At 41.8% G+C, this 24,029-nt stretch carries 16 protein-coding genes; 6 read left to right on the top strand and 10 right to left on the bottom strand.

All coding sequences use genetic code 11. The features are described from left to right. Positions 1-103 precede the first annotated feature (103 nt). From mnmG to GVN20_RS10305, 4 genes are all read left to right on the top strand, one after another. A complete protein-coding gene (gene mnmG / locus GVN20_RS10320; RefSeq protein WP_166558255.1) occupies positions 104-1,966 on the top strand; it encodes a tRNA uridine-5-carboxymethylaminomethyl(34) synthesis enzyme MnmG in 1,863 nt (620 codons plus the stop codon). Between the two features lie 235 nt (positions 1,967-2,201). After that, positions 2,202-3,827 carry an Ig-like domain-containing protein gene (locus tag GVN20_RS10315; protein ID WP_166558254.1) on the top strand — a complete coding sequence of 542 codons (1,626 nt, stop codon included), beginning with the start codon at positions 2,202-2,204 and terminating at the stop codon, positions 3,825-3,827. A 558-nt stretch (positions 3,828-4,385) separates the two neighbouring features. Beyond that, entirely contained in the window at positions 4,386-6,224 is a 1,839-nt protein-coding gene (locus tag GVN20_RS10310) for a tetratricopeptide repeat protein (RefSeq protein ID WP_229599033.1), read from the top strand. 38 nt (positions 6,225-6,262) lie between these two features. After that, the gene (locus GVN20_RS10305; RefSeq protein ID WP_166558253.1) at positions 6,263-6,784 is read left to right on the top strand and encodes a phosphoglycerate mutase family protein; all 522 of its coding nucleotides are present in this window, start codon (positions 6,263-6,265) and stop codon (positions 6,782-6,784) included. A gap of 32 nt (positions 6,785-6,816) precedes the next feature. Here the strand turns inward: GVN20_RS10305 and mraY are convergent, their stop codons facing one another. The 3 genes from mraY to GVN20_RS10290 form a co-directional block, all read right to left on the bottom strand. Beyond that, complete coding sequence (gene mraY / locus GVN20_RS10300) at positions 6,817-8,031, bottom strand: phospho-N-acetylmuramoyl-pentapeptide-transferase (RefSeq protein WP_114068227.1); 1,215 nt, start codon at positions 8,029-8,031, stop codon at positions 6,817-6,819. A gap of 100 nt (positions 8,032-8,131) precedes the next feature. Further along, positions 8,132-8,647 carry a hypothetical protein gene (locus GVN20_RS10295; RefSeq protein ID WP_166558252.1) on the bottom strand — a complete coding sequence of 172 codons (516 nt, stop codon included), beginning with the start codon at positions 8,645-8,647 and terminating at the stop codon, positions 8,132-8,134. Positions 8,648-8,751: 104 nt separating this feature from the next. Then, positions 8,752-10,866 (bottom strand): helix-hairpin-helix domain-containing protein, encoded by a 2,115-nt coding sequence (locus GVN20_RS10290; RefSeq protein WP_229599031.1) that lies wholly within the window; start codon positions 10,864-10,866, stop codon positions 8,752-8,754. 198 nt (positions 10,867-11,064) lie between these two features. Here GVN20_RS10290 and GVN20_RS10285 point away from each other — a divergent pair, with 198 nt between their 5' ends. Beyond that, positions 11,065-13,638 (top strand): phosphoenolpyruvate carboxylase, encoded by a 2,574-nt coding sequence (locus GVN20_RS10285; RefSeq protein ID WP_114463210.1) that lies wholly within the window; start codon positions 11,065-11,067, stop codon positions 13,636-13,638. Between the two features lie 58 nt (positions 13,639-13,696). Here GVN20_RS10285 and GVN20_RS10280 read toward each other — a convergent pair whose 3' ends face one another. The 5 genes from GVN20_RS10280 to asnS form a co-directional block, all read right to left on the bottom strand. Then, positions 13,697-15,445 carry a family 43 glycosylhydrolase gene (locus tag GVN20_RS10280; protein ID WP_166558251.1) on the bottom strand — a complete coding sequence of 583 codons (1,749 nt, stop codon included), beginning with the start codon at positions 15,443-15,445 and terminating at the stop codon, positions 13,697-13,699. A 29-nt stretch (positions 15,446-15,474) separates the two neighbouring features. Beyond that, positions 15,475-16,395 (bottom strand): aspartate carbamoyltransferase catalytic subunit, encoded by a 921-nt coding sequence (locus GVN20_RS10275; RefSeq protein WP_166558250.1) that lies wholly within the window; start codon positions 16,393-16,395, stop codon positions 15,475-15,477. An 87-nt stretch (positions 16,396-16,482) separates the two neighbouring features. Further along, a complete protein-coding gene (locus GVN20_RS10270; RefSeq protein ID WP_166558249.1) occupies positions 16,483-17,346 on the bottom strand; it encodes a bestrophin family protein in 864 nt (287 codons plus the stop codon). Between the two features lie 45 nt (positions 17,347-17,391). Next, the gene (locus GVN20_RS10265) at positions 17,392-17,712 is read right to left on the bottom strand and encodes a DUF3467 domain-containing protein (RefSeq protein WP_114068221.1); all 321 of its coding nucleotides are present in this window, start codon (positions 17,710-17,712) and stop codon (positions 17,392-17,394) included. A gap of 95 nt (positions 17,713-17,807) precedes the next feature. Continuing rightward, complete coding sequence (gene asnS / locus GVN20_RS10260; protein ID WP_166558248.1) at positions 17,808-19,259, bottom strand: asparagine--tRNA ligase; 1,452 nt, start codon at positions 19,257-19,259, stop codon at positions 17,808-17,810. A gap of 221 nt (positions 19,260-19,480) precedes the next feature. On the opposite strand from asnS, the gene GVN20_RS10255 reads away from it, so the two are divergent. Then, on the top strand, positions 19,481-20,128 hold the full coding sequence (locus tag GVN20_RS10255; protein ID WP_166558247.1) for a response regulator transcription factor: 648 nt from the start codon (positions 19,481-19,483) through the stop codon (positions 20,126-20,128). On the opposite strand, the gene GVN20_RS10250 is transcribed toward GVN20_RS10255, so the two are convergent. Then, complete coding sequence (locus GVN20_RS10250) at positions 20,125-21,942, bottom strand: sensor histidine kinase (protein ID WP_166558246.1); 1,818 nt, start codon at positions 21,940-21,942, stop codon at positions 20,125-20,127. The two genes, GVN20_RS10255 and GVN20_RS10250, sit on opposite strands and share 4 nt — an antisense overlap. After that, positions 21,939-23,984, bottom strand: coding sequence for a tetratricopeptide repeat protein (locus GVN20_RS10245; RefSeq protein ID WP_166558245.1), 2,046 nt, complete (start codon positions 23,982-23,984; stop codon positions 21,939-21,941). The genes GVN20_RS10250 and GVN20_RS10245 overlap by 4 nt, the downstream gene beginning before the upstream one ends. Positions 23,985-24,029 lie beyond the last annotated feature (45 nt).

The following is a 24,029-nucleotide window of genomic DNA, read 5'->3' as shown; positions in this document are numbered from 1 at the left end:
TATATATCAACACAATAACAAATGCTTCACGTGGAACGTTTTGACGATTTTCACAAAAACACGTGAAACAAACAAAAATCACAACATTTAAAACGAAAAACACATGTTTCCAAAATACGATGTTATTGTGGTTGGGGCAGGCCATGCAGGATGTGAGGCGGCAGCAGCAGCAGCAAACATGGGGTCCAAAGTTTTGCTCATTACAATGAACATGCACACCATTGCGCAAATGTCTTGTAACCCCGCAATGGGGGGGGTTGCTAAGGGACAAATCGTGAGAGAAATAGATGCACTTGGTGGACAGTCTGGAATCATCAGCGACAAAACAATGATTCAATTCAGAATGCTCAACCGATCAAAGGGGCCCGCTATGTGGTCGCCAAGATGTCAAAGCGACCGTATGCGTTTTGCAGAAGAATGGCGAATGACACTTGAACAAACGGCCAATGTAGATTTTTGGCAAGACACCGTTCGTGAGCTTATTGTCAAAAATGGGGTAGTGGCAGGTATAAAAACAAGCCTCGGAATGGCAATCCAAAGCAAATCAGTAGTCCTAACCAATGGCACTTTTTTGAATGGATTAATTCATATTGGAGAGAAAAATTTTGGAGGTGGAAGGGTAGGAGAGAAGTCAGCAACGGGAATAACGGAGCAATTGATTGAATTAGGCTTTGAATCGGGGCGAATGAAAACAGGAACACCTCCACGCATTGATGGGCGTTCGTTGGATTATACACGCATGGAAGAGCAGCCTGGGGACGAGAATCCCGCTAAATTTTCGTACACCTCCACGCCCAAGCTTGAACACCAACGAAGTTGTTGGATTACCTACACCAACGAAGAAGTTCACGCTGCGTTACGTACAGGGTTTGACAAATCACCCATGTTTTCGGGTCGTATCAAAGGCTTGGGGCCTCGTTACTGTCCATCAGTTGAAGATAAAATCAACCGATTTGCCGACAAAGACAGACATCAGATTTTTGTGGAACCAGAAGGATGGAACACCGTTGAAATTTACGTAAACGGTTTTTCCACATCTCTTCCAGAGGATGTTCAATACAAGGCACTGCGTTTGATTCCTGGGTTTGAAAACGCAAAAATGTTTCGTCCTGGCTACGCCATAGAATACGATTATTTTCCACCTACACAATTAAAGTTAACCCTCGAAACCCATCTTATCAAGAACCTGTTTTTTGCAGGACAAATCAACGGGACAACGGGTTATGAAGAAGCTGCTTGTCAAGGATTAATTGCGGGTATAAACGCTCATCAAAATACTCATGAGTTGGAGCCATTCATTTTAAAGCGCTCAGAAGCATACATTGGCGTATTGGTAGACGACCTCGTCAATAAAGGGACCGACGAGCCTTACCGTATGTTTACGTCAAGGGCCGAATATCGTACTCTATTACGACAAGATAACGCAGACATTCGTCTTACAGAAAAAGGGTACAAACTCGGACTCGCGGCTGAATCCCGTCTCCAACGCGTTCGTGAAAAAGTGGCTAATACTGAGTTGATTTTAAAAGAACTCAAAACCATCAAAGCCCAACCCGAAGAGATAAACGAACAACTAGCGCAATTGGGCACTGCAACGATTCGAGAAAAACAGCCCTTGTATCAGTTGCTAAAACGACCCGATATTGAGATAGATGACATTAAGAATCTTAAGGGTTCCTTTGCAGGTTTCCTGAATCAATTCGATGAAGAAGCGTTGGAACAAGCTATGATTACGGTGAAATACGAAAGCTACATTGAGAAAGAATACCTCATGGTAGAAAAGATGAATAGATTAGAGGACCTTGAAATCATCCCAAATTTCGACTATGACCGCGTATCTGCCCTGTCATTTGAAGGGCGTCAAAAACTCAAAAGCCTCCGTCCAGGTACACTCGGGCAAGCTTCCCGAATAAGCGGCGTCAGTCCGTCGGATGTATCAGTATTGATGATTTACTTGGGAAGATAAATACAGACAAGTCGTTAAAAGATGTTAATAAAAGGTGGCCTTGACGGTCACCTTTTATTTTTGCAATACACCCCTAAATTCAACTTGAGGATTTAAAAGATGTTAATTTGCAGAGGCTTTCAAACCATTTGTTCGTAGCATAAAAACAATCACACTTGTATTACATAAAAAACTGTCTGCTAAAAGCATGATAAAGATAACTTATAAACCAGTTCTTCAATCTCACCATCACCTAATGAGAAATTTTCCATTCTACATTATACTCTATATTTTGGTAATATCCTGCGCTCAGCCCATTTCTCCTACGGGAGGAAAGAGGGACACCGTACCACCAAATCTTATATCAAGCACCCCTAACAATAAGCAAACAAATTACAAAGGGCGTACAGTTGACTTAGAGTTTGACGAATACATTGTCGCGGAAAATTTACAACAAAAACTGTTGATAACTCCCGATGCAGGTGAATATGATTTTAAGGCTAGGCCAACAGGACTGCAAATCAAATTCAAAAAATCGCTTGACACAGCCACAACTTATTCACTTTCCTTTGGCGATGCCATCAAAGATTTCAGCGAAAAAAATCCAGCCCGAAATCTTCGCGTTGTCTTCAGTACGGGTGTAGGTATTGACTCTGCATCTGTAGGTGGGCAGGTAAAAGATTTACTCTCGGATAAACCATTATTGGATGTCTTGGTAGGCCTGTACCCAAATTCAGACACCCTGAATATTGAAAAAATGAAGCCAAGCTACTTCACACGTTCAGATAGTGCAGGCCGATACAGCATTGAAAATATTCGCCCGAATAAGTACAAACTATTTGCTTTTGACGATAAAAACCGCTCTTTAAGCTATAATCCAAGGGCCGAAAAAATCGCGTATTTAAGGGATAGCATCACAATTGTTGACTCTACGCAAATCTCAGGCGTTTCATTAAGGCTGTTTATGGCCAATAATACCCCCGCAAAAGTGCGAAATACGCAGCCTAGGGCCAATTATTACTCCGTAAACTACGATAAAGGATTCCTTGAATACAAAGTAAAATTTAACAACCCAGAAGACTCCATTCCGCACTTTCAGGCGGGGACTAACGAGCTGAAGTTCTATAATACAAAGAATCGCAAGGACACCCTTGTAGCCAAAATAACGATTGTGGATTCCGTAGGATTGACCTTTGAACATACCCAAAAAATAAAATTTAGGGAAGCTAGGGGAGGAGGGAAGGCCGCAGATACCAACCGCGAGCCCTTCGATATGAAGACAAATTTTCCCGATAATGGCGAAATAGAACCTAGAAATTTTGCGCTAAAATTAACCTTTAATAAACCCGTAGCCGAAGCAAGACTTAATCAAATACAGATTATTAGCGATAGCACAAAAGCCGAAGTCATCAAAATTACCGATTTTACATGGGCCAATAATCACGCTATTCTTTCACTTTCTCGACCTATTCTAGCCCGTCGAGAACTCAAAGTAATCATTCCCAAAGCCACTTTCTTTAGCGTAGAAAACGATACAATCCCTGCCAAAATTTATAAGCTCCCTATCATGGATGAAGAAAACTACGGCACATTGGAAGGGGAAATAAAAGGGGCTAAAAGTAAATTTATCGTTGAACTGCTCGACGATAAGTTTGAAGTAGTTAAGTCAATCAGTAACAAAACTCCTTATGTTTTTTCCTATCTAAAACCCGCTACATACACGCTGCGCGTTATTGTGGATGAAAATGGAAACGGACAATGGGATACGGGTGATGTAAAAGCCAATAAACTAGCCGAACCAGTGTTTTTTCACAACGAAGCCGTTAAAGTGAAGAAAAACTTTGTGATGAGTGGTATAGATATCGACTTATCCACAAAATAATCCACATCATTCACACTCTGTGGAAAAGCTATTATATAGTTTGGTTCACTTTTTGAGATAGTGTAAAAAGTAGCTAGGTAAGTTTTAGGTTGTGGAACACCTATTTCACAAAAAACAGAATTGTGAGGAGAACTTGTGAATAAGTATGTGGATAACCAATAAAGATGTTTATAGGTAAGTGGATAAGTAGTGGGAAAACGTGTAGATAACATTTGGATAATGTGGAGAACTATTTATCAACAATGCAAATGTGGGAATGTACCCTGATTTCCCACATCATTTCAAGCCGTTTTAAACATGTTTAAATGTGGAAAAATAATCATCCACAACGTGAACAAAATTATCCACAATCCACGACAAATTGTGAATAGTTGCAGATATGCCTGAAAAACAGTAATTTCAGTTGTGGATAAAAATAAAACGACGTGGATAAACCTACTACTTATACACATTTACGTTTTAACAATAAGTGGATAACGCGGGGATAACTTTCTTATCCACTTATCCCCGGTGCTAATGGATTATAATAGTTTAAAAATTAAATATATTATTATTAAAATGGGTGCAAGAAAAATGTGTACAACTCCGTATCGTTTGTGGATACTGTTTATTGGGGTCATTTTACTTTTGGTGTCTACAGAAAGCCACGCCCAAAGTGATGCCGACTTAGCAGATGCATACTTTCAAAAAGGTGAGTGTGAAAAAGTAGCACCACTCTATCAAAAAGTTTTGCGGAAAGATTTTAACAAAATCTATTTGCGGAGGTATGTGGGCTGTATGGTCAAACTCAAAAGTTTTGACGAAGCTGAAAAATTCTTTAAACGTCAGCAGAAATCTGATGAAAATGTGGGATACCTCTATACACTATACTGGGGGCGAATGTTGGAGCAAATGGGGCAAGCAGTGCCAGCCGCTCAAAAATACCAAGAGAGTATTGCCCAAATACCTCCAAAAGATTTGAATGCATTTAAAGAATTAGCTGATGAATTTAGAGAAATAGATAATACGGATGCAGCCATCAACACTCTGTTGAAAGCTAGAGATGTGGCCAAAAATGATAATTTGTTTAAAATGGAATTGGCGGCCTTATACGCTCAAACTGGAAAAACAGAACAGATGATTGAAGAATTGCTGAGCTTGGGTGTGGCGATTCAAAGCAAGGAAGTAATTCAAAACTATTTTCAAGATTTTCTGCGGGAAGAAAAAGATCAGGCAAAATTTGAAAAGATTCTGTACGAAAAAATCCAACGCCAGCCCAACGAGCCTTTCTTTGCCGAAATGCTGATTTGGTTTTTGACCCAAAAAAAACAGTTCAGTAAAGCTTTCATTCAAGAAAGGGCGTTGGATAGACGGTTTAAATACAACGGGACGAAAGTATTTGATTTAGGAAATTTGGCGCTACAAAACAAAGATTACCCGGCAGCCATTCAGTCTTTTGAATATGTCGTGAAAGATTATCCACAAGGACAACTCTATCCTTATGCCCGACGGATGATGATTGTGGCGCGAGAAGAACAAGTAAAAAATACATTTCCCGTGGAAATAACGTCGGTGAGACGCTTGATTGAAGATTATAAAAAGTTGTTGGGAGAACTTGGTCAAAACAATCGTACGCTTGAAGCTATGCGGAGTATGGCAAGTTTGTACGCGTTTTACTTGAATGAAAAAGATAGCGCTACCGTCATCTTGCAGAATGCCGTGAAAATAGGCCGGGCAGAAAGCGATTTTGTTGATAAATGCAAATTGGACTTGGGTGATATTTTTCTCTTAAAAAATGAACCATGGGAGTCGACACTTTTGTATTCGCAGGTTGAAAAATCGCAGAAAGAAACCCCGCTTGGCTACGAAGCTAAACTCCGCAATGCCCGACAATTTTATTATACAGGTGATTTTGAGTTATCAAAAGCCTTATTGGACATCCTGAAAATGGCCACAACGAGAGAAATTGCCAACGACGCTGGAGCACTGAGCTTATTGATTCAGGATAACACGGGTTTAGACACCTCAGAAGACGCGATGAAGGAATATGCAGCCATCGACTTGCTTCTTTATCAAAATCAAACACAGCTAGCGCTAGACCGCTTAGACGGGATGTTTGTAAGGTACAAAGATCACCCGCTTGCCGATGAGATTCTGTGGCTGAAAGCTCGGACCTATGCTAAAATGGGAGAAAATCAAAAAGCAGTGGATAACTTGCAGGTAATTGTGGATAAGTTTTCGACCGACATATTGGGCGATGATGCCCTTTTTATGATGGCAGAATTGTATCAGAATCGCTTTAAAGATAAAGACAAATCAATGGAGTTGTACCAGAAAATGCTCGAAAAATACCCCGCAAGTATCTATGCTGCCGACGCTAGAAAGCGTTTCAGGCAACTACGAGGGGATACTCTTTAAATCCAAAAAAAGTTATTGAGCAACCAATTGAAGGTGAAATGGCAAAAGTAACGTTAAAACAAATATTGTTGGCAATCGGCATAATGGTTAGCCTGAATTCATGCTATACCTCAAAAATCTATATCGTACGCCATGCCGAGCGATTAGACGACAGCGCAGATACGCCATTGTCGGAAGGTGGACATCAGCGGGCAAGAGCATTGTCAGATAGCCTTTACAACAAAGGAATTGAATACATTTTTGTTAGTAAATACCAACGGAATCGCCATACAGCACAACCTTTAACGGAACGTTTGGGGAAACAATATGAGATTTATGAACCCAAACCCGTCAGTGTCATTGTAGAACGGTTGGAGAAAATAAAAGGAAAAAACGCCTTAGTTGTCGGCCACAGCGACACCATTTTAGAAATAGCACAAGCATTAGGGACGAAGCCATCCATATCAAAAATTGTACATGAAGATTATGATAATCTGTTGGTGGTGACAGTCAACAAAGGGATGTTTGGAAAGAAAATTACTTTGCTAGAAAAAACGTACGGCCAAAAGACACTTCCGTGAATTTTGGCCGTAAATATTTGATAATGAATTGGTTATCTTAGTTTTAAAGTAACTAACGTAGCAATTGCTAAAATAATACCTACAATCCAGAAACGGGCCACAATTTTGGCTTCATGATAGCCTTTCTTCTGAAAATGATGGTGTAAAGGTGACATTAGAAAAATACGCTTTCCTTCTCCAAATTTCTTCTTGGTATACTTAAAATAACTCACCTGTAAAATAACGGAGACAAGTTCAACCAGAAAGATGCCGCACATGATAGGAATTAATAATTCTTTGCGCACAGCCAGCGATATAACCGCAATAACTCCCCCCAACATCAAACTGCCCGTATCTCCCATAAAAACCTGCGCAGGGTAAGAATTATACCACAAAAAGCCCACACAAGCACCCACAAAAGCCGCAATAAATATAACCAGCTCTCCAGAGTTGGGAATATACATGATATTGAGGTACTGCGAGAATTTGGCGTTTCCAGAGATGTAGGCTAAAACTCCAAGTGTTAGGGCAATAATGATAGATGTTCCTGCCGCCAAACCATCAATTCCATCCGTAATATTTGCCCCATTTGATACGGCTGTAATGATAAAAACGGCTACAATGGTGTAAATTATCCATGTGTAACTATCTGGTAATAAGCCGAATAATAATGAAGAGTAATCAAACTCATTGTTTTTTATAAAGGGCAAAGTAGTGATTGTCGGATTGATGACATCTGTATAACGCTGTACTTCACCAATGGCCGAACTGATAAGTGGCTTATCGTATTGCCTGATTTTAACATGTTGATTGAAAGACAACGTTATCCCAACAATTAGCCCCAATCCTACCTGACCCACAACTTTAAACTTGCCTTGTAACCCCTCTTTATTGTTTTTAAACTTTTTTATGTAATCGTCCAAGAAACCAATAAGGCCAGTCCAAACAGCTGTGATCAGCAGGAGAACAATATATACATTAGACAATTTGGCAAACAATAAGGCAGGGATGAGCAAGGAAGCCAAAATAATAAACCCCCCCATGGTAGGAGTCCCTTTCTTTTCCATCTGACCTTGAAGGCCCAAATCTCGGATTGTTTCCCCAATTTGTTGGTTGCGGAGAAAATTAATGATACGCCCCCCAAAAATCGCTGCAATCAATAGGGAGGTAATGGTGGCACCAAGGGCTCTGAAAGAAATATATTGGAAAACTCCGGCACCTGGAAAGTTGAATTCTTTGTCTAAATAAGAAAATAGGTAGTAAAGCATGATAGAATTTGTTTAGGCGTAAAGCCAAAATTGCCTATACGTGGCACGTTGGTGGCAAGTATAGGCAATTTTACTAAAATTCTAAAAAAAGAATGTGGAATTAATCATTTAAATGAAAAGCCCACTTTACTTCATCGTAGTTACCCATATTCACTGGTATTTTCTTTGCTAATGAATTAGGAATCAGTACGTAGCGATATTTTTGTTCTTCTGCGGGTGTAAATTTTCCTTTCAGTCCAATCGTCACTATACGCAGTTGGGAGGATTTAGGAACGGTATAGTCATAGCGTATTTCGGCGGTTGAGGTGTTTGTTGTAAATGGTAAAGGACGGATGTTATCACCAATTTTTGAATAGACATATAACTGACTTTTTTCTAGTAGGTCATTGGTAAGTCGGTATTGATTAATTTCACAGGCTCTTGCCGGAAGTCCAAAAACACTGGTTGCAACCCATTGATCTGCGGCAACCCACTCAGAAGTAATAATGTTGAGATTATCAAAATTGGCGAGTTGTGGGGGCGGTTGTACTTCATTAAAACTGGTACAATTAAGGACCCAAGCTAAAGACACTGAAATGGTTAAAGTTAAAACTGCAAATTTATATATATGCTTCATACGAGTGAGAAACTGATGATAAACAAGTACTTAGGTTTATAACCATAGCGAAAAAAGTCTATCAAAAGTTATGCCAATCTTGAAGTAGATACCAGATTGCATTTTTAAAAGCGGTGCCGAACCTGTAATTTTAGTTCAGAACGATGTGAAGCATCGATTTCATCAACATAAGAACTCAGTGTTTTTTGATTGGGCATATCGGTCCGTGCAAATCGAATCCAGATATCGGTGCGAGCATGAGGAGTGTATCTAATAAGGAGAAAATTACGGAAACCATAGTCATAGTAAGCAGGCATAGAAACGGCATAAAGTACGTCACGCTCAACGGCATATTGCCTAGAATCATAACTGTCGGTATTATAAATTGACAATCGAAGCAATGCCGAAATTTTGCCCAAATCAGCGTTTATTTCTTGTAAAATCATCCAGCCTTTGTCTACCTTAAAATCTTTATAGGTAAATGTGCTTCCTTGAAGACGGGTTCGAAAAGACCAAACTTTAGAGGCGTTGTACTCAGTATTCAAGATAAGCTGATGTCGGTTAGTGTTGGTTACGAATTTCTGTTTTGATAGTTTAGAGGCAATATTGCGTTCTTTTTGTTCTTGTCGATAAATAGCATAAAAAGCCCATTTTTTGCTGGGAGTCCATGTTCCCTGCACTAAAAAATCATAGCCGTAGGTGGGTTTCTTATCCACTAAATATCGAAACCATGGAAATCGATAACCGTCAATATAAGCCCCCGCTTTAAGTTTTTTATGAATTGTATACTTACCGCCGATGTAAACACCAGTTTCGTTGCTGTTACGGCTGCTTTCGCTAAATGCGTTTGAATAGAAGCTATGAAAGTTTTTATCAAAATATCGAAATAAAAACGTCGCATCCCAACGTTTGCTAATGCTGGCCAGAAGTCCTGCAACTGCCCCTACCCCGCCGCTTTGCGATCGTGCAACCTCGGCAAAAAGATTATAATTATGCCAAAGATAGTTGCCGTGAACACCCGTTAAGAGATTCTGTATTCCTTTAAATTCATACTCATTCCGAACTGCCACAGCACGTTGAAGCGGTTGACTATAGTGGGTGTAAAGTATCGTACTGCCGATTTCACCGCCTGAGAATTGATACAATAAATGCCCTCCCATATTTTGTTCAACGACATTGGCGCGGATGGCCAGCTCATTTGGAATTCGGTGTAAACCATCTGTTTGTAAGGTGCTGATTACTTCTTCGCCCGTCAGATCATTTGAAATACTAACGCTGCCGCTTCGACGTACTCTCGAATACAAAGCCGTTAATTGAAGCCGTTTAGTCAATGTATAGGTGAAGGAAGTACCTCGAAAAAAGCCTGATTCTGTAACCGAAGAATAGGGCCGCGCACCTGTGGTAGGTCGTCGAATGGTGTAAACGGTTTCCATGCCTTTTCCCAAAGAAAAACCCGCTGAGAAAATTAGTCCTTGCCCGATTTGTAGTTGATAATCGCCGATAACGAAGTTTTTGATACGTCCTCTATTTTGTATTTGTGCATGAAAAGAGATAAAATCTGGCCCGTAATGGTGTTGAGAAGGTTGCCATCGAAAGGCTTCACCTTCATCTTTTTCAAGAGTAAAACCAAGACTAAAATTTCTACTTTTGCTATACCGATATCGGGCGTACCATTGTGTAGAACTTCCTTCAAAGCGTTGAGGTACCCCTTCCCGCGAGATTGGCACATCGTTGGTAAAACCCCGTTTCTGTTCCAATGATTGTTCGGTTCTAATTAATAAATAGTGGTCAGTTGGATTCGTCAAATCGTTCCATAACAGTTTATTGTCAGGAATAACCGTAACAAAAGGCAGTATTTTATAAATCGTTGGCAAGTCGAATGTAGGAATAGCTTGCAACTCATAAATGGAAACCAACTTCCCTAATTGCTCACGATAGGCAAAAAAGCTATTTATTTGACGTTCATTAAGAAGATAAGTCGAGGATAAGTCGTCTCTGGTGCAGGTATTAAGGTCAAGCGGAGTGGTATAAAGTTGAATCAGATTTTCGTATACTTCATTGTAGTTTAGGTCTTCTGACTGAATCGGAAGCAAATTTTGAACCACTGAATTTGGGTCAATTTCTCGACGACGAAACTCCTGGGCGTGTGTTTGACATGTTGAATAAGTGAAAAAGAGTATGCTAATAATCGACATGCATACATAGCTTACAATCAATCTATTGGTTAAAAATAGGGTCATAAGCTAACAAATTGTAGTGAATAGACTCAATGCCTGTACATTCTCCAGATTTGTTATTTGGAAGCTATTTTAGTCTAAAAGTCACGCTAATACTGGTTAATTATAAATAAGTGAGCGATATTTAAGGTGTTTTCTTGAAAATGTACAATTTTTTTTCTTTCTTCGCTTCTCATTACCCACCTTAATAAATAACCCACAATGCCAAACGTTTATCAAGACGCTGTTGTAACGAAGTATAATATCTTCAACAGCTTGTTCCTGAGTCTACCGTTTCATGACATTTTTCGAACAGGAACACTCTTACCACTGCTTGTGCAAGCCAGCGAAGAGGGATTTGAAGCAGGAAACAGCCCGCAACAAATCATTGAGTCTTTTTTTGAAGAATACACCGAGCATGCTACCGAGCACGAAAGGCGAGATATGCTTTTCAATTTTATCAAATTTATTGAGCGTCAGGTAGTTTTGTTTGATTCAGTAGAAGACGCTGGTTTTGACCAAACGCACGATTTGAATGGACCAGGCTCCATTACGCAACTTCTGAACCGTGTAGACAGTGATGACCTGCGTGAAAAACTGCTCAAAAAATTGGATGATTTTTGCGTGAGAATCGTTTTGACGGCCCACCCTACCCAATTTTATCCAGGAAAAGTATTGGGTATCATCACCGATTTAGAGGAAGCCATCAAAGACAATGATTTTGTAACGGTCAATAATTTGCTCCTTCAATTAGGTAAAACAGGGTTTATCAATAAAAATAAACCGACGCCTTTTGATGAAGCCTTGACGTTAGGATGGTTTTTGGAGAATGTGTTCTACGAAGCGATTCCCGCCATAATGAAAAAATTATTGAAAGGGCTTAATTTCCCCATCAATAAATGGCAGCACACTGAGCTTTTCCGGTTAGGCTTTTGGCCGGGTGGAGACCGTGATGGCAACCCGTTTGTCACTTCTGATGTGACCTTGCAAGTAGCCGACCGCCTGCGCCAGATTCTGCTTAAATGTTATTGGCGTGATATAAAATACCTAAAGCGCCGGTTAACTTTTGATGGTGTGGAGGATTTTATTGCTACCGCAGAGAGAAAAGTTAATAATGCCATCTATTATCCTGAGCAGGAACATTATGCCACCGCCGAAGAATTGCTCAGTGATTTACAACAGGCCAGAGAAGTTCTGGTAAAACACCACGACAGCTTTTTTGTGGATTCGCTGGATGATACCATTCTAAAAATTAAACTGTTTGGGTTCTTTTTTGCGAGTTTAGATATTCGCCAGGTTAGTCCAAAACACTCACTTGCGTGGGAGGAAGTATTGACCAAAATTGAGAAACAGGTTCCCGTATTTACGTATACCGACTATCAAAGCTGGGACGAAAAACGTAAAATAGACTTTTTGCTTTCGTTGCAGGTTGAGTTGACAGAAACGGATTTTCATGACCCTATCACGCAGGATATTTACGGGTCAATGTTAGCTATTCGTGAAATACAGCGCCGTAATGGAGAATCAGGTGCGCATCGTTATGTAATCAGTAACTGCGCCAGTGCCTTAAACGTGGTAGAAGTATTGGCGTTGATGAAAAACGTCTGGAAAACGACTGAAATCGGCGTTGACATTGTTCCGTTGTTTGAAACAGTCGACGATTTGGCGGGTGCGGCCGATGTAATGAAGCAATTGTTCGAGAATAAATATTATCGTGAACACTTGGCCCGGCGCGGAAATCAGCAAACCATCATGGTTGGATTTTCAGACGGGACCAAAGATGGAGGCTACCTTCGCGCCAACTGGTCAATTTTTACGGCTAAAGAACAATTGACCAAAATCTCGCGTGAGTACGACGTCAAAGTTACCTTCTTCGACGGTCGCGGAGGCCCTCCAGGCCGTGGGGGTGGCAACAACCATGCATTCTATGCGTCGTTGGGTAAAGATATCGAAGACAAAGAAATTCAGCTGACCGTTCAGGGACAAACCATCAGTTCAAATTATGGAACTGTTCCAACAGCTATGTACAATCTGGAGCGATTGTTTACGGCGGGGCTTGAAAATCACCTTTTTATGGCTAAAAACACCAAAGACCAGCTTTCTGATGCCGATAAGGCCCTAATGGAAGAATTGGCTAATGTAGCGTATGAAGCCTATTTAGGATTGAAAAACCATAAGACGTTTGTACCGTATTTGGAGAAAATAACGCCGCTTCGTTTTTACGGACAAACCAAAATTGGGAGCCGCCCCGATAAACGCGGCAGTGGCGGTGGACTCAAATTTGAGGATTTAAGAGCTATTCCGTTCGTAGGCTCATGGGCGCAAATGAAGCAAAATGTTCCAGGTTTTTACGGATTTGGTTCTGCCCTCGAAACATTGAAGAAAAACGGTAAAATGGACGCGTTAAAGAAGTTATACAAGCGTTCGCTGTTCGTACGTACGCTCGTTGAAAACTCCATGCAATCACTGATGAAGGCATATTATCCCGCTACAAAATACCTCAAGGAAAATCCTGAATTTAGTACGCTTTGGAACATGATGTTTGAAGAATACGAGCGAAGCATCAATCTGATGCTGGAGTTTTCGGGCGAAAAAGAATTGATGAATCAGAATCCCGTCACAAAAGAGTCCATCATTGTACGTGAGCGTATTGTATTACCGCTTATGACGATTCAACAATATGCACTCCAAAAGCTTCAATCGGCAGATTTGCCTGCTGCAGAAGTGGATGTTTACAGTAAGTTGGTGATGCGTGCGATGTTTGGAATCATCAACGCCGCGCGGAATTCGGCGTAAACAGCAAAAAGCAGACTTGGAAAGTTTTTAAAACTTTCCAAGTCTTTTCAAAAACAGATTATTCCACCTTGATCACTTCTGTTCTTTGACCTACTCCATTTTCATTAAAAGGCTCGATTGAAAAGTAGTACGTGGTACTCTTATCCATGGCTTTTAAGTAATACTCGTTTTTGCCGTACACCATAATGCTATTGTACAGTTTATCGGGCGCAATGCCAAAGTGAATGTGATAACCCTGCGCACCGCTTTCTGGATACCATTTCAGCCATGCATTTCGTTTGTCATCTTCTTGCCTCAATACAATAAACCCTTTTACTGATTTTGGTACATTTCCTTTTCCTTTCCCAAATACGCGCAGCCCACTGATGGCAAATTTGCCCGTGGCCATGTGAATATTTTCCAATTTGATAAAATGGGTTTCAACGGGCTTCGGTAATTCGACATAATCATGTGGAACATCGGTGGGGTTTTGGCTTTTATCGACCAAAATTTGCCATTTTTTGCCGTCTAATGAGTGCCAAAGCCGATATTGGTGATAAATATTGGTGAATTTGCCAAGATACATGGAATCTACATCCTGATCAGCGTAGTTGATCTGAATGGCATTGACGGTAGAAATCGCGCCCAAATCGCTCTGAATCCATTCCCCTTTGTTGGCAGTAGCTGCGCTCCAATAGGTCTTAATGTCTTCATCAACGGCGTAATTGGCGGCAAATCCGTTCAATGAAGAGGAAACCTGCACAGGTTTATTGTAATTGAGCAACATCCAGCCTGTAAAACGGCTTTTTAAATGGTCGGCCTTACCATTGGGCAATGTGTGCGGGTAATCGCCGAATGTTGTGTTGGAATACATAATACCCTCTTTATCAAAACCCGTTGGAAACAAAACCAAACGTCGTTCAAAGTTATTTTTAACCGTCACTACACCCGTCGTAATGTGCCACCAGTTTTCAAAATTGTCTTTGAAACTACCTCCGTGGCCAGCTCCTCTGATGAAACCGCCTGGTTTGTAGCAAAATGGATTGTGTTTTTGATACGTAAAAGGCCCAAGGGGGTTATCTGAAACGTAAACTCCATCGGCATAGCCGTTGAATTCGGTACCTGGCGCACCATATTGAAAATAATATTTACCGTTATGTTTATCAACCCAAGCGCCTTCGATGAAGGGTTTTAGGAAAATATTGTCATTGTAATCGCCAAAACGTTCCCAACCGTGTTGGTCATCATGGAGGCGAACCAATTCTTTTCGCTCACCGATAGGTTGTAAAGTTTTAGGATTGATCTCCCACCCATAAAGCGGATAAGTATTGCTGGAGCCGTAGTATAAATAGAGCCGCTTGTCGTCGTCGTAAAAAAATGCGGGGTCCCATGCGGCACCTTCAAATGCTGGCACAGCAATTTTCCAATCGTCAACGGTCGGATTTGTGCTTTTCCAAATGGCAAACTCTTTGGTGTGCGTAGAGCCGATCACGTACAGGGTGTCGCCCATGACCCAAGCGGCAGGCGCACAGAGTTCGTCGTAGACTTTGTTGTGAGGCAACAGGAATTTTCGACTTACAAAATTCCATTTTGACAAATCATCGCTCCACCAATATCCCCATTGATTGGTGGAAAACAGAAAGTATTTCCCTTTGAAATTGACAATCAGCGGGTCGGCGGTCGCGCGGTGTCGGCCTGCCTCGGAAAAGTTGGGAATGGGGGTAAAACCATAATCCAGGTTGAGGGGATTACAGTATGTTTTGGGTTGTGCAAAGCTACAATTTGCCCAAAGAATGCAGCAAATAAAGCTGAAAACAAACTTTTTCATGTGCATAGGTTTTATCTGGGCTGCAACAACTATTGTTGCGCCAACAGATAAAGCACCGCCATTCTTACAGCTACTCCGTTTTCAACCTGATTTAAGATAATGCTTTGACGGGAATCCGCCGCGTCGGAAGTAAGTTCCACGCCTCGGTTGATTGGCCCGGGGTGCATCAGCAGAATCTCGTGGTCGAGTTCATCAAGCATTTTTTTGTTAATGCCAAAATACAACGAGTATTCGCGTAAGCTTGGGAAGTATTTCACTTGTAGGCGTTCCAACTGAATACGCAGTACGTTGGCCACATCGCACCATTGAAGGGTTTCTCTGACGTTGTGACTTACTTGCACCCCTAATGAAGATATATATTTGGGAATGAGCGTTGTGGGCCCACAAACCCGCACCTCAGCGCCTAATTTTATAAGGCAGAAAATATTGGACAATGCCACGCGTGAATGCAGAATATCACCGATGATGGCGATTTTTTTGCCCGCTAAATCACCAATTTTTTCTCGAATAGAAAAAGCGTCCAACAACGCTTGCGTAGGGTGTTCGTGCGTACCGTCGCCAGCATTGACTACGTTGGCGGGAATCCGTTGGGACAAATAATGAGGCGCTCCAGGGCTGCTGTGCCGCATCACTATCATGTCGACTTTCATCGCCAAAATGTTGTTAACGGTATCCAAAAGCGTCTCCCCTTTCTTGACAGAACTACCCGAAGCGGAAAAATTGACTACATCGGCCGAAAGCCTTTTTTCGGCCAGCTCAAATGATAATCGTGTTCGGGTAGAATTTTCAAAAAAAACGTTGGCGATGGTTACATCTCGGAGCGAAGGTACTTTTTTGATGGGGCGATTGATGACATCTTTAAACTGAGCAGCGGTATCTAAAATACTGTAAATGTCTGATTCGGTGAGGTTTTTGATGCCCAAAAGGTGCCGTACAGAAAGTTGTGACATAGTCAGAAGCACTAAGAAAGTTTTGCAAAGGTACAAAACCCTGCAAGTTTGCGAAATAGTAAGCCATAAAAACCTTGAAAAACGGAATTAAAGTATCTCTTCAAGATTGTCTTTGATGGTTTCGTAAATAATATCTGTCGGTAAATCATTGGCATCTGTTCCGAAAGGATCTTCGATTTCTTCGGCAATGACCTCAATGCTGGCAAAAACGTAGAAAATTATGGCAACGATAGGAATGGCCCAATACTTAAACTCAATGACAAAGCCGATGGGCATGGTAAAAACGTACAGAAAAATCACTTTTTTCAAAAAGAGACTGTAAGCATAAGGAATCGGAGTACGTTTGATGCGCTCACAGCCGCCTAGGTTGTCGGTGAAAGATTGAAGTTCGGAATTTAAAACAATGAGTTGGTCACCCGTAATACTTTGGTTATGATACAAGTTGTTGATTTCCTGATAAATAGCCCCCATGATTTGATTAGGAACATGCTTTTTTTGTTTATAGAAATCAGTATCATAAGGGCCAGTTTGGGCAAGTTTTTTGACATGAACCCCCGTACGTAAATGTTCTTTGGCGGCAAATATATAATTGATAATCAATACCCTGAATGTTTCCCTTTTGGCGCTGTCTTTGGGTAAAAACGCATGTAATTTGAGGGCTAAATTGCGGGAGTTATTAACAAAGCTCCCCCATAATTTACGCCCTTCCCACCAACGCTCGTAGGCGGTGTTGGTTCGAAAAACGAGCAACATCGAAAGCACAAAACCTACCAAAGAGTGAACAACGGTCGTGTTTTTGAAAGATGCATGAAACACATCGTTTTCAACGTAAGCTACCACGCCCGTGTAAGCGGCTACGCCAGCAATACCTGGCAGTAAAAACCGAAATGTATCACTGCGGTGAAAAGCAAAAATCAGCTTCCACCAATCTTTAGGGTTGTACCCGATCATAATTCAGCGTAATTGTATTCAGGAAAATTCTGTGGGTGTATAATGCTAGGCTTCGCCCATCGGTCCGCCGAAGTTCATAAAAGGAATGTCTGGGTCTTCTGAATGGCGAATATCGCCGTAGTTTTCTTCGTACTTACGGATGTTGTCTTTGAGAGCGGCGAGTAATCGCTTGGCGTGCTCGGGCGTCAAGATAACCCTGGCTTTTACCTTAGCTTTAGGAACGCCGGGCATCATGCGAATAAAATCCAAGATAAATTCACTGTTTGAATGGGCAATCATAGCCAAGTTTGAGTAGACACCTTCGGCCATTTCTTCCGAAATTTCGACGTTGATTTGCTGTTCGGGTTCGTTTTTGTTGTCAAGCATAAGGGTATTTGGTTTATTGTTGGCAAAAATAACTAAAAAAGCACCCTCTTGACGAAAGTGCTTTTTGTTTATCAATAACTTCTGGAAAGTTGGGTCTAAAATTCAGCCGATTTTGGGGTACGAGGAAACGGAATCACGTCGCGGATGTTGGTCATGCCCGTCACGAAAAGAATCAAACGCTCGAAGCCCAGGCCAAAGCCAGAGTGCGGAGCAGTTCCGAATTTACGGGTTTCTAAAAACCACCACATTGATTCTGGTTCGATGCCCACTTCATGCATACGGGTGATTAACTTATCGTAGTCTTCTTCGCGCTGCGAGCCACCGATGATTTCGCCGATACCCGGAAACAACACGTCCATTGCACGTACAGTGGGGCCGGGTTCGTTGGCCGTTTGCTCGTTTTGTTTCATGTAAAATGACTTGATGGCCCGCGGATAATTGGTCAAAATAACGGGTTTCTTGAAGTGTTTTTCGACCAAAAACCGCTCATGCTCTGATTGCAAATCAACGCCCCATGCCACTTCATACTGAAATTTTTTCTCTTTAAATGGCTTGGATTTCATCAAAATGTCAATCGCTTCGGTATACGTAATGCGCTCAAACGCATTTTCGACCACGAAACGAAGTTTTTCCAATAAAGGCAGTGAACGCTCGTTTTGAGGTTTTGATTTTTCTTCTTCTTCGAGGCGTTTTTGTAAGAAATTCAAATCATCTGCGCAGTTTTCAAGGGCGTAGCGGATAACGTATTTTACAAAATCTTCGGCCAAGTTCATGTTGTCTTCTAGCTCGAAGAAAGCCATTTCGGGCTCAATCATCCAGAACTCGGCCAAATGGCGCGTAGTGTTGGAGTTTTCGGCGCGGAAGGTGGGCCCAAACGTATAAATTTTAGACAATGCCATGGCACCCAATTCTCCTTCCAATTGCCCAGAAACGGTCAGGTTGGTTTCGCGCCCGAAGAAATCTTCTTTAAAATCAATGTTGCCTTCGTCGGTACGCGGCAATTTATTCAAGTCTAAGGTCGTCACACGAAACATTTCTCCCGCTCCTTCAGCATCAGATGCGGTGATGATGGGCGTATGCAGGTAATAAAAACCGTTGTCGTTGTAATATTTATGAACAGCAAACGCCAACGCGTGACGAATACGTAGAATCGCGCTGAAGGTATTGGTTCGGGGACGCAGATGCGCAATTTCCCGCAAAAATTCTAGCGAATGCTTTTTAGGTTGCAACGGATACACGTCTGGGTCGGCTGTACCATACACAAGCACGTCAGTGAGCTTCACTTCCACGGCTTGCCCCGAGCCGACGGATTCAACCAAATTTCCCGTTACTTTCAGACACGAGCCAGTAGTTATCAACTTGAGTGTTTCTTCGTTGATTTGGCCTGGCTCGGCTACGGCTTGGATATTATGAATGGTAGAACCGTCGTTGAGTGCAATAAAAATGGCGTTTTTGCTCTCGCGTTTGGTACGTACCCAGCCTTTGACAACGACTTCGCTGCCCACGTTGGCTTCTGAAAGAATCTGTTTAATCTGTATCGGACCCACGTTTATAATTTTAGTAGTGATTGCTTTAATTGTCGTGCTGTAAGCATCTAAAACACTCTTAGACGTAGTTTTAGATGCTTACAGCACGACAAGAATGAATTAAAGGCTGCAAAATTAGGGTTTTAAAGTGGTTCGGCAAAGAAGGAACCATTTTGAAATCAAGGTTTTGGGTTTAACGAAATCTTCTTTTACATTTGAATAACCCTAACGTATTATGGAAAATGTCTATTCGAGTACTCATCACCGACGACCACCAGATTGTATTGGATAGTCTTTCGCTGCTTATTTCGACCATTTCTGATATGGAAGTGGTTGGTACGCTCAACGATAGTCGTAAAGTAATGGGCTTTTTGGAGACCCACGAGGTAGATATTTTGGTGACTGATTTAAGTATGCCTTACCTTACTGGCGTGGCGCTTACGTTACAGGTCCGGGATAAATTTCCCGATTTAAAAATTTTGATGTTAACCGTATCGGAAGACGCCGATAACATCCGTCAGGCATTTCAGGCGGGTATTTCGGGCTATGTCATGAAAAAGGCCAATCGGGCAGAGTTGGAAAAAGCGCTGACGACCGTTGCTCGCGGCGAAAAGTACTTTAGCGAAGCCGTCATGAAAGAGTTGTTGAGCCCAGCGGCGGTGGCTTCTACCCCTTCGAACGAAGTACCTGGCGAGCCAATTGCGGTTACGGCGCGCGAATTAGAAATCATTCGGCTTATTGCGCAAGAACTTTCCACCTCCGAAATCGCCGAGCATCTTTTTATCAGTGTAGGCACGGTTGAAACCCACCGCCATAATATTCTTCGCAAATTGGGCGTAAAAAATTCCATCGGAATCATTAAGTACGCCGTCAGGCATAAATTGGTTTAAACGGGCACTTCAACCTTAACTTTGGTGCCCGTTGTTGGCTTACTGTCAATCAGCCAAGTTCCGTTCAACGCTTCTACGCGGGCGCTGATGTTGCGTAGGCCAACGCCCGTGGCTTTTTCAATGTTTGACATGCCTCTGCCATCGTCGCTGACGGTCAGGCTGATTATTTCATCGTTTTGTGAAATACTTATCCAAACTTGTTGTGCTTGGGCGTGTTTAAGGACGTTGTTGACCAATTCTAGGGCAACGCTGTACAATTGATATTCAATTTTGGGATTAAGGCGTTCGGTTATTCCGTTGGCGACTAAATGAAAAACAGTCTTAGCATTGCCGTTGAGTTTTTCGGTCAATTTTTGCAATGCTGCGACCAACCCCTGTGTTTCGAGTTCGGTCGGAAGCAAATTATGTGAAATAAGACGTACATCGGCATATACATCTTCGAGGGTTTGGAGAAGGCCCGCGTGAATTTTTTGGTCAGCTTCTGGATATTTTGAGGTATCAAGGGCTTCCAAACGCCAGCGTAATGCGGCTATTTTTGTGTTTAGATTGTCGTGAAGTTCTGATGCAACTCTCTTTCTCTCAATTGTTTGCCCTTTCAAAAGTGCTTCTTCTATTTCTCGGTTTTTGGTTTTTAGTTGTTGATTCTTTGCCTTTAGCTTACGGTTTGACCAGAAAATAAAACAAGTCAACAATACACCTAAGACAGAAAGCCCGATTAGAAAATTTCGGGTTTGAATTAACTGCTCTTTTTCTAAATCGGTGATACGCAATCGCTGTTTTTCGGCTTCGTATTTAGTTTGAAGTTCGGCGTAGGCTTTCTGGACCGAAAATCGGCCTAAACTGTCTTCGTGTGTTTTATGAAGTTCGTAGTATTTGAGGGCATTTTTATAGTCGCCTATGTGCTTGTAAGTTTGATAAATGTAATTTTCGGCCCGCGATTCCATTTCTTTCCAACCTGATTTTTGGGCGTATTCAAGACTAGCTTTGCGGTATTCGAGGGCTTTTTCGTACGATTTTCGTTGTTCATAAATGTCGGCTAAATCGGCGTAAGTCGCAAAAATGACTACTCGGTTGTTGTACTGTTTGGCAATGCGTAAGGCGTTGTCGCGGTAGTCATTGGCTTTTTTTTCGTCTCCGAGTTTCATGTATACATTGGCCAGACAATGCGGATTATCGGCCTTTAGCGTTGGGCTGGTGGTGTAGGGAATGTTTTTTTCTACTTCTTTATAGTAAAACAGGGCTTTTTTATAATTCCTAATGCCAAACGAATCATAGTAATTATAGTCGCCCAGAAAATCGTAAATCCAGCACAGATTGTTTTTGTTTTTAGTGGCTTTGGCATAAGGTAGGGCTTCATTCAGCATCTCAAGGCATTTGTCTGTCAATCCATTATTGTTCAAAACAAAAGCGGCCAATACGTAAGCGTATGCCAGTTCAAACGAATCCCCTCCTGCTTTTTTGAGGAGTTGAATGGCGTTGGTGTAATGTTTGAGCGCCTCGGTATAATTTCCCTTCACGTCGTTTTGTTTTCCCAAAGCCCGTTCATGTAAACCTAAGCCTTTGGGCCAATTGGTTTTTTTTGTAAAACGTTGTAACGAATCCAAAAAAAACTGATTACGAGAATCGCCCATGTTAAGTGAGCGCTCGGTCAGTAAGCTCAAACTCAAAATAATGTTGGTATCGCGTTGGATAGAGACCTTTTTTGTGGATAAGTCGTTAATGTGGTGGATAAGACTGTCTAGCAGTAGGTTTTGGGCATGAACAAAACCCAAGGAAATGGGGAAAAGAAGAAGGAAGCATACGATTTTTTTCATAATTGAATAGGTATTTCAACGCTTACTTTGGTGCCAGTTTCAGGTGAACTGTCAAGCGTTAGCTTTCCAGCTAAAACATCCACTCTGTTTTGTAAATTTTGCATTCCTATTCCGTCTGATTGACTTTCGGTGTGCATTCCAACGCCGTTGTCGCTGACGGTCAGCGAGAGTTGGGTTTCGGTTTGGCTCAAACTTATCCATACTTCTGTGGCGTGGGCGTGTTTAAGTACGTTATTGACCAATTCCAGTCCGACGTTATAAAGCTCATGTTCTACCTGCGACGGAGGGCGCGTTTGGTCTGCATCGGCTACAAAATGAAATTCGGTTTTTGTGTTTACGTTCAGTTTTTCCACCAATTTTTGTAAAGCAAAGACCAGTCCGTGGGTTTCTAGTTCGGCTGGGAGCATATTGTGCGAAATTAGCCGGACATCAGCATAAACATCATTGGCCATATCAATCAAACGACTGTGAATCTTTTGGTTAAAAGGATTAAAGTCTTCGGCTTGCATGGCTTCCAAATGCCATCTGACGGCGGCAAGTTTGGTGTTGAGATTGTCGTGAAGTTCGGAAGCCACTCGTTTGCGTTCAATTTTTTGTCCTTTGAAAAGCGCTTCTTCAATTTCTCTATTTTTGGTTTTGAGTTCTTCATTTTTGGTTTTTAACCTACGATTGGACCACAACACAAACCCCAACCCTAATACTCCCAAAAGAGAAAGCCCAATAAGAATGTTGCGCGTTTGGGTAAGTTGCGTGTTTTCAAGGGCTTGAATACGAAGTTTGGTGGCTTGTTGTTGTTTCTCAAATTCATAGGTCATCGAAGAAACGGTAATTTTCTGGAGCGCCTCGTTGTTGAGAATACTGTCTGACTCGGCTTTATAGTTTTTGAAATGAAAAAGCGCCTTTTGAGATTGGCCCAATGATTCATAGGCTTGGGCCAGTTGACGGTGGTATTCGGCCATTTCCTTGCGCAGTGGTGGCTCCGAACCGGCCGCCCATTCCAACCCAGTTTGGGCGTACGAAATCACTTTTTGGTATTGTTTAAAAACCAAATAAATCTTGCCGAAATTGATTTGAGAAAGGTGATCCAAGGATTCGTTAGAGTCTATTTGGCTTTTGTATAAACTGTCGGCAGCACGGGTGTATTGCAGTGCTTTTTCGTATTCTTTTAATTTAAAATACGCCCCGCCAATTCGTCCGTACGCTCTTGGCAACCACTGAGTTGCATGCGAAACCTCGTGGATTTTGGCCGCGCGTTGATACGAATTCAATGCTTCTTTGTATTTACCCTGATTTTCAAAAATTTCGGCGCGTTGGCTAAAAATGTATGCTCGTAGGCGTTCGTCATTAAGTTTTTGGGCAATGACTTCGGCTTCTTTGAAGCAGGCCAAGGCGTTTTCGTAGCGGCCCATTTCGCGGTAAAAACTCCCTAAATTGGGAATGGTAGAGCGCAAGGCCATCAGGTCATTGGTTTCTTCCTGAAGTCTGCGCGCCTTGAGCATCAAGTCTATGGCAGCGGCGTATTTACCGTCGCTGATGAGCAAAATAGCCATTTCGGCATATACGGTACCTTGCCAGACTTTATCTTTGGTTTCAATAAATAATCGTAAGGCCTGGTTAAGCAGTTGGTTCACCTGTGGTTGTTTCTCAAAAAAACTCTCATACAGTTGGGCCCGACGAAAATACACTTGTCCTTCCAATGATTTATCAGGAAGAGATTTTGCAATTTTTAAGGTAGCGTCGAGGTGGGCGTAAGCGGTGTTTAGGTCGGTAAGGTATTCATTTTCAATTCGAACTAATTGTAACCTTGCTTTGGCTTCGCCGCGTAAATGATGAAGTTTTTGCGCTAGCAGCACTGATTGATTACAGTACATCTTTCCCAGTGAATCGTTTCCCTGAAGCCAAAAAGCCCGTCCTAGGTCGTACAAAACGTTTACTTTATGGGTATCCACCGCTGTTTTTGCCGATACCCGTAGCAAGGAATCGGTTTTTTGGGCGTGAGCCGAAAAGCAAAGACAGCAAAAGCAAAATAAACATTTCTTCATCGACTTCCATTGATTGTAGAATAGGGAAAATAAGTACAAAACGTA

The sequence above is a fragment of the Runella sp. CRIBMP genome, from assembly GCF_009905605.1.
Lineage (GTDB): Bacteria > Bacteroidota > Bacteroidia > Cytophagales > Spirosomataceae > Runella.
This window is presented reverse-complemented; position numbering and strand designations above follow the sequence as displayed.